The 12,863-nt window shown below is 50.5% G+C and carries 8 protein-coding genes; 6 read left to right on the top strand and 2 right to left on the bottom strand.

The window, feature by feature from the left end:
* Positions 1 to 382 precede the first annotated feature (382 nt).
* The 6 genes from radA (at position 383) to glgB (ending at position 11,478) form a co-directional block, all read left to right on the top strand.
* Positions 383 to 1,756, top strand: coding sequence for a DNA repair protein RadA (gene radA, locus ACO6VE_RS05275; protein WP_422450409.1), 1,374 nt, complete (start codon positions 383 to 385; stop codon positions 1,754 to 1,756).
* A 224-nt stretch (positions 1,757 to 1,980) separates the two neighbouring features.
* On the top strand, positions 1,981 to 4,128 hold the full coding sequence (gene glgX / locus ACO6VE_RS05270; RefSeq protein WP_422450410.1) for a glycogen debranching protein GlgX: 2,148 nt from the start codon (positions 1,981 to 1,983) through the stop codon (positions 4,126 to 4,128).
* A 270-nt stretch (positions 4,129 to 4,398) separates the two neighbouring features.
* Entirely contained in the window at positions 4,399 to 6,042 is a 1,644-nt protein-coding gene (gene pgm, locus ACO6VE_RS05265; protein ID WP_422450411.1) for a phosphoglucomutase (alpha-D-glucose-1,6-bisphosphate-dependent), read from the top strand.
* A gap of 174 nt (positions 6,043 to 6,216) precedes the next feature.
* Positions 6,217 to 7,440, top strand: a complete 1,224-nt coding sequence (glgC, locus tag ACO6VE_RS05260; protein ID WP_422450412.1) for a glucose-1-phosphate adenylyltransferase — start codon at positions 6,217 to 6,219, stop codon at positions 7,438 to 7,440.
* On the top strand, positions 7,430 to 8,881 hold the full coding sequence (locus ACO6VE_RS05255) for a glycogen synthase (RefSeq protein ID WP_422450413.1): 1,452 nt from the start codon (positions 7,430 to 7,432) through the stop codon (positions 8,879 to 8,881). Before glgC ends, ACO6VE_RS05255 begins: the two co-directional genes overlap by 11 nt.
* Positions 8,882 to 9,249: 368 nt before the next feature.
* Positions 9,250 to 11,478, top strand: a complete 2,229-nt coding sequence (gene glgB, locus ACO6VE_RS05250; protein WP_422450414.1) for a 1,4-alpha-glucan branching protein GlgB — start codon at positions 9,250 to 9,252, stop codon at positions 11,476 to 11,478.
* A 45-nt stretch (positions 11,479 to 11,523) separates the two neighbouring features.
* Here the strand turns inward: glgB and ACO6VE_RS05245 are convergent, their stop codons facing one another.
* A complete protein-coding gene (locus ACO6VE_RS05245) occupies positions 11,524 to 12,207 on the bottom strand; it encodes a DUF2726 domain-containing protein (RefSeq protein WP_422460090.1) in 684 nt (227 codons plus the stop codon).
* A gap of 342 nt (positions 12,208 to 12,549) precedes the next feature.
* A complete protein-coding gene (locus tag ACO6VE_RS05240; protein WP_269675240.1) occupies positions 12,550 to 12,846 on the bottom strand; it encodes a cold shock domain-containing protein in 297 nt (98 codons plus the stop codon).
* Positions 12,847 to 12,863 lie beyond the last annotated feature (17 nt).

Below are 12,863 nucleotides of genomic sequence, written 5' to 3'. Positions count from 1 at the left end.
GGACCTACAGATGTGCGGAAATCGCGTTATATCATGCGCTTGGCAAGTTACCTGAACCGGAAATGACCCACAGATTTTACTGACGAGGCAAGAAAGTGAGGAGTGAAGGTTGTGGCTTATACATCATAAACCCTGCATGATTCTGCTGTATGAATCACCTTTAGTGCAAAGTTCTGTCAGCGTTAATTTAGTCTGACTTTGTTGTATTTGGTAGTAACTGAAAAAAAAGAAACCACAATGACACAAAGGTTTATTTGAGCTTGTCTGAGCTGCGGTAAACCAGCAAAAAAGGCTGCCTTCGTGTCTTTGTGGTTCTATACGGAATGTTTGTTACGGATCATACTGAGCAGTTAGACTCAATCTATTTACGCAAAGACTCTTCATGGCAAAAGCAAAATCCCGAAAAGCATACGTTTGTACCGAGTGTGGCAGCGAGGCCGCCAAATGGCAGGGGCAGTGTCCGGACTGTAAAGCCTGGAACACTTATAAAGAAGTCAATCTCGGACCGGCCGCCTCTCCCTCCATTGCTGCCAGTAACAAAGCCGGTTTTGCCGGTGCTCTCTCTGAGCTGAAAACCCTCAGCGAAGTGGATGTGGAAGAAGCACCCCGCTTCTCCAGCGGCATGACGGAGTTTGACCGGGTGCTCGGTGGCGGTTTTGTCAAAGGCAGTGCGGTGCTGATTGGTGGTCACCCGGGGGCCGGTAAAAGTACCATCCTGCTGCAGGTGCTCTGTCACGTTGCCCAGTCCATGAATGCCCTTTATGTCTCTGGCGAAGAGTCACTGCAGCAGATTGCTGCCCGGGCCCAGCGATTAGGACTGCCCACCAATAACCTGAAAATGCTGGCGGAAACCTCCGCAGAAAATATTGTCGCGGTGGCCGAGCAGGAAAAGCCCGGCATTATCGTTATCGACTCCATCCAGGTGATGTATATGAACGGAGTGGACTCCGTGCCCGGTGGTGTTGGCCAGGTCAAAGAGTCTGCCGCTTTCCTGACCCGTTATGCCAAACAGAGTGGTACGGTATTGCTGATTGTCGGCCACGTCACCAAAGACAACTCTCTGGCCGGCCCCATGACTCTGTCCCATATCATTGATACCCAGATCATGCTGGGCAATACCGATGATTCCCGCTTCCGTATGATGCGGGCCACCAAAAACCGGTTTGGTCAGGTGAACGAGCTGGGTATTTTTGCCATGACCGAAACCGGCATGAAGGAAGTGAAAAACCCATCGGCCATTTTCCTGTCCCGCACCCAGGAGGCGACTTCGGGCAGCATTATTTCTGTATTGTGGGAAGGTACCCGGCCTCTGCTGGTTGAGATACAGGGGCTTGTGGTGGAATCCCAACTGGGAAACCCTCGTCGTGTAACTGTCGGCGTGGAGCAAAACCGTCTGGCCATGCTGCTGGCCATTCTTACCCGGCACGGTGGCATTTTCACCAGTGACCAGGATGTGTTTCTTAACGTAGTGGGTGGCGTAAAGATCACAGAAACCAGCGCTGACCTGGCCAGCCTGCTGACTGTGGTTTCCAGCCTGCGGGATACACCGCTGCCTCAGGACCTGGTGGCCTTTGGTGAGGTGGGGCTGGCCGGGGAAATCCGTCCGGTGGCCAATGGTCAGGAGCGTCTGGTTGAGGCTGCCAAGCATGGCTTCAGCCGTGCTATTGTTCCTGCCGCCAATCAGCCCAGAAAACCGATTCCCGGTTTGACAGTGATTGCCGTGAAAAAATTATCGGAAGCGCTGGAAGCTATTTAGGAGTTGTCTGGAAATAACTTCCCTATTTTCATTGCCTGACTCCGTTCGGACTGAGCTTGTCGAAGTTCGGTGGCACGACCCTTCGACAAGCTCAGGGTGAACGGAAATCGGGAACTTATTAAAAGACAATTCCTTAGCTGTCGGGGTATTTTCAACAGCAGTAGTTATTGCTGGTGAATCAAATTAAAATTCAACCCATTCCAATAAGTTGGTGTCTCGGATACATGAATCAGCCACAAATAACCTTAGAATCACTTGGCCCGGGAAGTTGTCACCATCTGGGGGCTAACTTTCTGAATCAGCAGCTGCACCCGGAGTTTCCTGACTCAGCGGTGGGGGTGAACTTTGCGGTGTATGCACCAGAAGCGTCAGCCATGATGCTGTGTCTGTTTGACAGCGCCGGGGTGGAGCAGCGCATTCCCATGTATGGCCCTGAAAAGGGCATCTGGCATGTATTGGTTAAAGGGGTGCAGGAAGGTCAGGTCTATGGCTATCGCGCCGATGGCCGCTGGGCACCTGATGAGGGGTTGCGCTTCAATATTCATCAACTGCTGCTGGATCCTTATGCCCGTGAAGTTAAAGGGGGGATTAACTGGCAGCCTGCCGTCTATGATTACTCCGGCAAGGAAAGAAGTCAGTGGTCGTTCAATGATCAGGACAACGGCCATTTGCTGCCCAAATCGGTAGTTCGGACCGATCAGTTTGACTGGCAATCTGTTACCAGGCCTGAACTCCCCTATGAAGACAGTATTATTTATGAGAGCCATGTCAGGGGCTTTACCCGTCAGCACCCCAATATTCCCGAAGCTCTGCGGGGGACTTATCTGGGGATGTGTCATCCTGTCGTTATTGATTATCTGAAGGGGCTGGGCATCAATACGGTTGAGCTGTTGCCGGTGACCAGTTTTCTCAGTGAGCCAAGATTGCGGAAGCTGGGGCTGAAAAACTACTGGGGCTATAACCCGCTCTGCTTTATGGCACCTGAGCCGTCCTATGCTATGGATGATCCGGTGGATGAACTGAAGACAATGGTTCGTGAATTGCATCGTGCCGGTATCCGGGTAGTGATGGATGTTGTTTACAACCATACCTGTGAAGCGGGATCGGATGGTCCATGCCTGAGCCTGCGAGGGTTGGCTGAGAAAGATTACTATTTGCTGGATCACCATGGTGGTCATCTGGTGTCTACCAACTACAGTGGTTGTGGGAATACGTTGAATTTTGACAGCCCACAAACCATCAAGCTGGTGATGGATAGCCTCAGGTATTGGGCTGAGCACTATCAGATCGATGGTTTCCGTTTTGATCTGGCACCGACCATGGCCAGACGACATCGGAAGTTTGATGCTCACAGCGCATTCTTTCAGGCCGTATTTCAGGATCCGATTCTTTCGACCCGGCAGATGATTGCAGAACCCTGGGACCTGGGGCCTGAAGGTTATCGCCTGAGAGGTTTCCCAAGGGACTGGCATGAGTGGAATGACCGTTATCGCGGTGGTATACGATCATTCTGGCGTGGTGACAAAGACCAGGTGGTGGATATCGCCTGGCGTCTGACCGGCTCCAGAGATATTTTCGGGCCAGGCAGACCGGCTGGAAGTGTTAACTATATCTGCAGTCATGATGGTTTTACCCTGCGCGACCTGGTGTCGTTTGAGCACCGGCACAACCTCGCTAATGGTGAGGGTAACCGGGACGGTGACCAACATAATCTCTCCTGGAATTATGGCGTTGAAGGGGCGTCCAGTGACCCTGCTATTCAACAGCTGCGGCTGCGTGTACGAAAAAACCTGCTGGCGACGCTGATGTTTTCCCGCAGTATCCCTATGCTGATGGCGGGTGATGAGTTTGGTAACAGTCAGCATGGCAATAATAATGTTTACTGTCAGGATAATCCCATTGGCTGGGTTGACTGGTCGTGGTTGGCTGGAAACGGCAATAGTGATGAGAACCCTGATGGTGCCGAGCTGCAACAGTTCACCTCAATGCTTATTCATCTACGCAAGTCAGAGCCATTGCTGGGCATTCGTTATCAGACAGATGACAGGCAGTGGCACAGCGCTGAGCTTGAATGGTTTAATACTGAAGGCGTACCTCTGACCGCAGCAATGCTGCCTGATGAGCGTGGTCGTGCACTGGAGATGCGCTATCGCTGCCCTGTGGATAGCCAGTCCAGCCTGGTGCTATTGGTCAATAATGAGGCTGAAACCCGGCGCTTTAACTTGCCTGATACTGGCAATGCCGTTCGCTGGCAAAGAGTTTTATCCACGGATCTGGATAATGGAGAAGCTTTCCGGGAAGAGGTGATTTTGAATCAGGGGTGGTACGAGGTGCCGGGGCACAGTGTTGTGGTGGTGAAAGAATTGGTCTGAAAACCTTTCATTATTTCATAATAACGGGGTTGGGGTAAGTTAGTGATTAACGGCAATGCATCCCTGTAGAATAGTCGGTATCGTGAGCATAATCACTTACTCACAGACTGATGCTCTACTTTATTTTTGTGTTGGCGGGCGGTTTTCTCTGTTAGCTTCTGAAAGTAAATAAGGCAGTTGCCTTGTATTTTCATGGTTAGCAAATATTGGTTGTATTTGCTGTCGGCCAGCCAGGGCATTCTCTGCCATTTTTACTAATGAGGAACCGCCATGCACCCCCTCGCAGGCCAACCCGCAACCGATGATCTTCTGGTTAATATTCCCCGGCTGGTCAGTGACTATTACACGATACGGCCCGATCAGGCAGAAAGCAGTCAGCGTGTCGCTTTTGGCACATCGGGTCATCGTGGCACGTCTGCCAATGGTTCGTTCAATGAAGCCCATATTCTGGCGATCAGTCAGGCAATCTGTGAATATCGTCGTGCGCAGGGAATAGAAGGCCCTGTTTTTGTTGGCATGGATACCCATGCGCTTTCTGAGCCGGCGTTAATCAGTGCTGTGGAAGTGTTTGTTGCCAATGGCCTGGATGTCATGATCGATCAGGAGCGTGGCTATACGCCAACGCCTGTTATCTCCCATGCCATCGTTTCCTATAATCGCTGTCACAGCAAGCTGGCGGACGGGGTGGTCATCACCCCTTCCCACAATCCACCGGAAGATGGCGGTTTTAAATATAACCCGCCCCATGGTGGCCCGGCAGGTAGTGATATTACCGGCTGGGTGGAAAAACGGGCCAATGAGCTGATCGGTGAAAACCTGTCTGGCGTTAAAAGAATCTCTTTTGAACAGGCGCTAAGATCCGGCAAGGTTCACAAGTATGACTTCGTTAGGCCTTATGTGAATGACCTGGAAAATGTGCTGGATATGGCGGCCATTGCCAACGCTAAACTGAGCATTGGTGTTGATCCTCTGGGCGGTTCAGGTTTGCACTATTGGGCACCTGTTGCGGATCGTTATGGTCTTGATCTGACGCTGGTCAGCAAGAAAATTGATCCGACCTTTTCGTTTATGCACCTTGATAAGGATGGCCGGATCCGTATGGACTGTTCATCCTCCTCCGCCATGGCCGGACTGATCAACCTCAAAGATGACTTTGCTATTGCTTTCGGGAATGACCCGGACTTTGATCGCCACGGTATTGTGACCCGTGGTCATGGATTGCTGAATCCAAACCACTATCTGGCTGTCGCCATCCAGTATCTCTATACCCACCGTCCGCAATGGTCACCAGAGGCGACTATCGGTAAGACGCTGGTTTCCAGTGCCATGATTGATCGTGTCGCCAATGGTCTGGGTCGTACCGTGACTGAAGTTCCGGTCGGGTTTAAGTGGTTTGTTGATGGTCTCTCAGCAGGCACTATGGCATTTGGCGGCGAAGAGAGTGCCGGAGCCTGTTTCCTGCGCCGGGATAGTAATACCTGGTGTACCGATAAGGATGGTTTCATCATGGCGCTGCTGGCGGCAGAAATTACCGCCGTTACCGGGCGTGACCCTGGCGAACATTATCAGGAGCTTACCCGGAAATACGGTGCTCCGGTTTATCAGCGGCTCGATGCTGTAGCCAATGATGCCCAGAAGAAAGTGCTTGCTGCATTGAGTCCAGAACAGGTTAAAGCAGAAAAACTGGCGGGTGATCCTATCATTGCCCGTTTAACCCACGCACCTGGCAATGGTGCCGCCATTAGCGGTCTGAAAGTGGTTACCGAGCGGGGCTGGTTTGCAGCCAGACCTTCCGGAACCGAAGCCGTTTATAAGATTTATGCTGAAAGCTTTGAAGGGAAAGAGCACCTTTCCCATCTGCAGAGTGAAGCTCAGGAGATTATCGCCGAAGTCTTTAAGGCAAATGGTGTTTGAGGTGAGCTGAATGAGCCTGACATCAGAATGCTTTGTCTGAGGCTGGCAATAGGGGGGGGCTGGCTTTCGGCAGGAGGGGGATTCTTTCGGGGTATTGCTTGCAATGGCCCGGAATGGGTCAGGGATTGACCTTAATACTTTCAGATCGTAATGCATAAAACAGGAAAATCGACCATGGCTTCAGTCCTTTCCATGATCCTGGCCGGAGGGGTAGGGTCCAGGCTTGCTCCACTCACGAGCATAAGAGCAAAGCCAGCGGTTCCTTTTGGCGGACAATATCGAATCATCGACTTTGTGCTGAGTAATTTTGTGAATTCCGATCTTCACAAGATTTATCTGATTACTCAGTTCAAGTCGCACTCACTGAGCAAACACCTGCAACGTTGCTGGCGTATTGCCGGTCTGGCGGATAAGTTTATTGATACGCTGCCAGCCCAGATGAATACCGGCAGTGACTGGTATCAGGGCACCGCGGATGCGGTGTATCAAAACCTGAATCACATTGAGTCGCACAACCCCGATCTGGTTTGTGTCTTTGGTGGTGATCATATCTACACCATGGATGTGCGGGATATGGTTCAGTATCACCAGCAACACAGTGCTGACTTGACCGTTGCGGCGATTCCCGTACCGGTTAATCAGGCCCATCACTTCGGTATAATCGAGGTTGATGAAGATGGTCGTATGATCGGTTTTGCCGAAAAGCCAAAGGATGATGTGAAGACCATTCCCGGCAATCCGGACTTTGTGCTGGCTTCAATGGGGAATTATGTATTCACCAAAGAGTGTCTGGTGCAAGAGCTGCTGGATGATCACGCCAATGAAGGGTCTGACCACGATTTTGGCAAAAACATCATTCCATCCCTTTACCCACGGGCAAAAGTCATGGTGTATGACTTCTCCGGAAATACAGTTCCTGGGGGCAAAAATAACGGCTACTGGCGCGATGTAGGTACCATTGATTCATTCTGGGAAGCGAATATGGATCTGCTGACCAGTGAACCGCCCATCGACCTGCATAATCAGGGCTGGCCGATTCGTACCTATATTCCACCCTATCCACCGGCCCTGATTGCTTTTGATCGTGAAGAGCGTAAAGGTCAGATCAACAACTCCATGGTGGGTGTGGGTTGCGTATTCTATGACATTTATATGCATCGCAGTGTGGTGGGTTACAACGTCAAAATTGGCGACAATACTCACATATCTGAATCGGTTATTCTTCCCAATGTCACCATCGGTGAAGATGTCGTATTGAACCGGGTTATTGTGGATAAGCGTGTAGAAATTGCACCGGGAACCCGCATCGGTGTTGATCGTGAAGAGGATCTTAAACGCTTCAAGGTCACTGATTCTGGTCTGGTGGTTATTCCCAGAGGAGCAAAAGTTGGGTTCTGATTTAAACATACTTTTTGCGGTATCAGAGCTGGCAGGTATTGTCAAAACCGGAGGGCTGGCCGATGTGGCCGGCGCTCTCGGGCCCTGGATGCGCAAGCTCGGAAATGATGTCCGGGTGATTATGCCCGCCTACCGTCAGGCTCTGGAAGCGTTGACAACGGATGTTGCCGGAGCTGGAGAAGTTTGTCTCGGCTCACAGGGAAAAATGGGTTTTGCCATAAGACAGGGAACGTTTGAAGGTGTCCCTGTTTACCTGATTGAGCATAACCATTACTTTGACCGCAGTGGTCTCTACACCCATGAGGGTGAAGGTTTTGGTGATAACACTGAGCGATTTGCTTTTTTTTGTAAAGCGGCACTTCAGGTCTGCCGGATTTTAAGCTTTAAGCCGGATATTATTCATGGCCATGACTGGCAGTCAGCACTTCTGCCTTACTACCTGAAAACCCATGAGTCTGGCAATGCTTTCTTTGCTGATACACGGACTGTCCTGACCATTCACAATGGTGCCTATCAACAGCATACTGACCGTGCTTTACTGGACGTGTTGGGGATCGATCACCACTGGTATACCCCGGATTTCTTTGAAGACCATGGGCATATTAATCTGCTCAAGGGCGGTATTGCCTTTGCTGATAAAATCACTACCGTGAGTCCAAGGTATGCTGAAGAGCTGCAGACAGATCTTGGATCTCATGGCCTTGCCTATATCATCGGGCGAAGAAAGCAGGATTTTTCCGGTATTCTTAATGGCTGTGATTATCAACAGTGGAACCCTGGAACAGACGCTTTGCTGCCAGCCAATTACTCCCTGCATGATCTTTCTGGCAAGGCGGTCTGTAAGCAGGCTTTGCAGGAACAACTGCAGTTACCGGTGAGCACCGATAAACCTCTGTATGGGCTGGTCAGTCGCCTTGCCGGGCAGAAAGGTTTTGCTTATCTGATACCAGCCCTGTGGCAGTTTTTGCAGGATGATGTTCAGGTTGTACTCCAGGGGGCAGGTGAGCGGACTATTGCCGCTGAGCTGAGCCGGTTGGTCAGTGCCTTCCCCGACAAGTGTCGCTTTGTTAAGGCTTATGACAACCGTCTGGCGCATCTGATTGAAGCAGGCTCTGATTTCTTCCTGATGCCTTCATTGTTTGAGCCCTGCGGCCTTAACCAGATGTACAGCATGAAGTACGGTACCCTGCCCATTGTTCGGGCGGTTGGTGGGCTGGTGGACACCGTTAAAGGCTATAATTCAGCTGGCGGGGAGGCAACCGGGTTTATGTTTGATTCGGCTGACAGTGATGCCCTGTTGCATTGTCTTAATCAGACCAATGTCGTTTATCAGGATGGGCAACTGATGAGTCGATTGGTGGTTAATGCCATGAATGAGTCATTTACCTGGGAGCAGTCTGCCCTGGATTACCTTGAGGTTTATCGGGCTGCAGTTGGCTAGGAGGCTGACCGAAAATAGACTGCCCTACACGGCAACTGCTCCTGCGTTGCTCTAGCTCCTGCATCCATGCAGTCGTACGGTGGCAGCAAATTGGTCTAAAAATTCGCTTTTGTTCGGCAAATAGCCCCGCTATTCACCTCACAAAACCGAATTTTTATCCTCAATTTTCTGCCATCCTCGCTACGGGGTCGCCTAGATGGGCGCTATTCTCGGTCAGCCTCCTAGCGACAAGCCCCGGAGTGGCTTATCTTGAAGGAAAGGCGGAAGGCTGAGGTGCTCAGTCTTCCAGACACAAGTTTTCCCTGTCTTCCCGGGAGTCCGTCTGGTTTTGTCGACAGGCAATTTTTGCACTGAAATAAAGCAACACTATGAATATCGCTGTATCTTCCAAAACATCATCAACGCCAAAGGCTGCCATAAAGCCTGTGGTGGCGGATCTGGCTAACAGTCAGTGTGCAACTCCTTTTGATCAGCTGGGGTTGCATCCTCATCCGCAAGGAAAAGGTCTGGTCATTCGCGTATGGCGTCCGGATGCAACCATGGTCGAGGTGTTTGATCACCACACCGGCAAGCTGCTTGGCGAAATGAGCCGCAATGAGGCTGGTGTCTTTGAGCTGCATCTGTCCAGAAGAAAAAAGCCGTTTCTTTATCAGTTGGCGATCCATTGGGCAAATGGCCACCGCTTTGTGGTTTATGACCCATACTGTTTTGGGGAATATATTCTTGCCCAGTCAGATATTGAGTCGGATGGCCTTTATCGACACCTCGGGGCACAGGTGGTCTCCCATAAGATCAACAGCAAACTGAATATACAGGGTGTGTTGTTTAAGGTTTACGCGCCTTATGCCCGGTCAGTGAGTATTGTGGGAAGCTTTAATGGCTGGGATGACCGGCTCCATCCAATGGCCAGTGCGGATGATGGCATCTGGCGACTGTTTGTGCCCGGCGTTCAGGCTGGCGATCAGTATAAATACGCTATCCGTGATTATCACGGCAATTCGCTGCCACAGAAAACCGATCCGTTCGCCCGCCATATTGAGCAGTGGCCCGGACTGGCTTCTGTCGTACAGGGCGTCGATAGCTATGCCTGGCAAGACCAGCTGTGGATGGGTAAAAGAAAAGACAAGGCAGATAAAGAGCAGCCCTTCTCTATCTACGAAGTCCATGCGGGCTCATGGAAAAGAAAAGAGAACGGTGACTTCCTGAACTTTCGTGAACTGGCCGATGAGCTGATTCCCTATGTGATGGATATGGGCTTTACGCATGTTGAGTTGCTGCCTGTGTCGGAGCATCCGCTGTTTGATTCCTGGGGTTATCAGCCGGTTGGTCTTTATGCGTCCAGTAGCCGTTATGGTTCGCCGGATGATTTCCGCTATTTTGTTGATCAGTGTCACCAGAAAGGTCTTGGTGTCATTCTGGATTGGGTGCCTGCGCACTTTCCCAATGATGAGCATGGGCTGGCCAGGTTTGACGGCTCTTCACTTTATGAGCATCCGGATCCTCGTCGTGGCTGGCACCCTGACTGGCAAACCTGTATTTATGATTTTGGCAAGCCCTGGGTTCAGGACTTTCTGATCAGTAATGCCCTTTACTGGCTGGATGAATTTCATATTGATGGCCTTCGTGTCGACGCGGTTGCCTCCATGCTCTACCTGGATTACTCACGAGGTCAAGGTGAGTGGGAGGTCAATATTCATGGTGGTAATGAGAATCTTGAAGCCGTGGCTTTCCTGAAGAAGTTTAATGAGAAGGTACACGCTGCATTCCCGGATGTGATGACTATTGCGGAGGAATCAACCAGCTGGCCAGGTGTTTCCAAAGCGGTTGCAGACGGTGGGCTTGGGTTTGACTTCAAATGGAACATGGGATGGATGAATGACACGCTTGAGTATATGAAACTCGATCCTGTCTATCGCCAGCACCATCATGGGCAGATGACGTTCAGTACGGTTTATGCCTGGAGTGAAAATTTTGTTCTACCCCTGTCCCACGATGAAGTCGTTCATGGGAAGGGCACTATTCTGACCCGTATGCCTGGTGATGATTGGCAGCGTTTTGCCAACCTGAGGGCTTACCTGGCATTTATGTATGCGCATCCCGGTAAAAAGCTGCTCTTTATGGGCACTGAACTGGGCACCCATAACGAGTGGAATCAGAATGCTGAGCTGGACTGGGGCTTGCTGGACAATCCAGAGGGTTTCAGTGTGGGGGTTCAGAAGCTGGTTAAAACCCTTAACCAGCTGCATGGCTCAGAGCCTGCGATGTTTGAGCAGGATCTCAAGGCAGAAGGTTTTGCCTGGACCACCGGGGATGACAGGAGCCAGAGTGTGCTGGTGTTTCGTCGCTATGATAATGAAGGGAACTCAGTACAGGTTATCTGTAACCTGACGCCGGTTGTTCGTGACAGCTATCGCGTTGGTGTTCCAGAGGTTGGTCGCTATTGTGAAATTTTGAACACCGATAATACCTGCTTTGGCGGCAGCGGTGTTTCAGTCGGCGAGCTGCTTGAAACTGAGGAAATCCCGATGCATCATTTGCCATACAGTCTTTCTCTGACATTGCCGCCTTTGGCCACCGTGATCCTTAAGTGCTCCTGATCTGGATTCAAGGAACTGGCTACATCTGGTAGCCAGTTCTGTTGATCACGAGTGAACCATTCTGGCACCTTTGCAGCTTGGGTAGGTGCTGCATACCCAGCACTCCAAGCCTGCCTGATGACCTTTTTTAAGCGTTCGCAGTTGCATGGGGCTATGGCATTTGGGGCATTGCGGATCAACGATGGTCTCGACTTCGGCAATAGCTTCTCTTGGGGTCGGGAGTTCGTAATCAGGTGTTCCTTCCTCGGTAAATCCGCAGGTGGCGAGAACGGTACGTCGCAATTCGGTAACATCCCGCCAGGGCTTCATATCATATTCCAGTAACGGCAGTTCTGCCGCTTCACAGAGCTGGCGTAATATCTTGAACTCTTTTGAGTTGGACTTTGTGTTGTAGGGGATCAGGTTGATCACACAACAGATTTCCATCTTTTTGCGGTTATAGAGCACAAAGTCAAATCGACGGTTTTTTTTGATATTCAGTGCCATGGCGGTCCGGCTGAACCTGCCAGCTGCAAGAACGTCACCAACGGGCAAAGAAGGCAAAACCATTAAGTGACTGCGAACGGCAATATCCAGCTGACCGAAAAAAGCACGCTTATCCTGGTCGAAAAGAGGGGTGTTGGGTTTGGCTTTGAAAGGGCTGAAAGTCAGCCATAGAAACCAGGCAATCGCTGCAATAAATACTACCAAAGAGCCTGAAACAACGAGGGAAAAACTGTCCAGCAGCACTGCACTACCTTGTCTTGAATTTATGAGTCAATGATTGATAAAAACGTGGCTCTTTCAAAAGCGTCAACAATGGCCACCCCATGAAAACGTATTGGAGAACGAGAAGACCTGTATGACTAATCATTGGCGATGCAGAAAGTGCACTTGTGGTTTTTAACCGGCATGGGTAACCGGAAAAGAGCAGTCCTGATCATCCAGACATTCTTTTTATAAAAGAGTGACTGGAAATAATAGCAACAAATATTCTTTTGTCATAATAGGTGTTTCTCCACAATGTGTAGCACTGTGGAGAGTGACACAAGGCTATCTGGCAAAAGAGTATTCGGGTGGCCTGGCACCAGTTTAAACCGGGAATGACTCTTCCTGAGTAGCACTCTGAGTGCTTTCAGTGCCATTACCGTTGTCGGGTACGACTTTCGTGGCGATAAGACCTTTGGGACCATGGCCAATCTCAAAGCTGACAACCTGGCCTGCTTTCAGTGTTTTAAAGCCGTCCATATCAATGACAGAGTAATGAATGAGAACATCCTGATTCTCTGTCGCTTCCTGCGCCTGGATAAATCCATACCCTTTGGGGTTATTAAACCACTTGACTGTACCTACCAGCATAGCTTCCATTTCCTTCTTGGTCGCTTCCATACAGCTTGAATCCTTAA

Source organism: Endozoicomonas sp. ALB115, from assembly GCF_049310245.1.
Lineage (GTDB): Bacteria > Pseudomonadota > Gammaproteobacteria > Pseudomonadales > Endozoicomonadaceae > Endozoicomonas.
Note: the sequence above shows the minus strand (reverse complement) of the source record. Positions and strands in the feature narration are given on the sequence as shown.

Bases quoted from the DNA above. Each gene is read 5' to 3' on its own strand.
- ACO6VE_RS05240 (WP_269675240.1), bottom strand. From the start codon at position 12,846: ATGGAAGCGACCAAGAAGGAAATGGAAGCTATGCTGGTAGGTACAGTC.
- glgB (WP_422450414.1), top strand. From the start codon at position 9,250: ATGAATATCGCTGTATCTTCCAAAACATCATCAACGCCAAAGGCTGCC.
- pgm (WP_422450411.1), top strand. From the start codon at position 4,399: ATGCACCCCCTCGCAGGCCAACCCGCAACCGATGATCTTCTGGTTAAT.
- radA (WP_422450409.1), top strand. From the start codon at position 383: ATGGCAAAAGCAAAATCCCGAAAAGCATACGTTTGTACCGAGTGTGGC.
- glgX (WP_422450410.1), top strand. From the start codon at position 1,981: ATGAATCAGCCACAAATAACCTTAGAATCACTTGGCCCGGGAAGTTGT.
- glgC (WP_422450412.1), top strand. From the start codon at position 6,217: ATGGCTTCAGTCCTTTCCATGATCCTGGCCGGAGGGGTAGGGTCCAGG.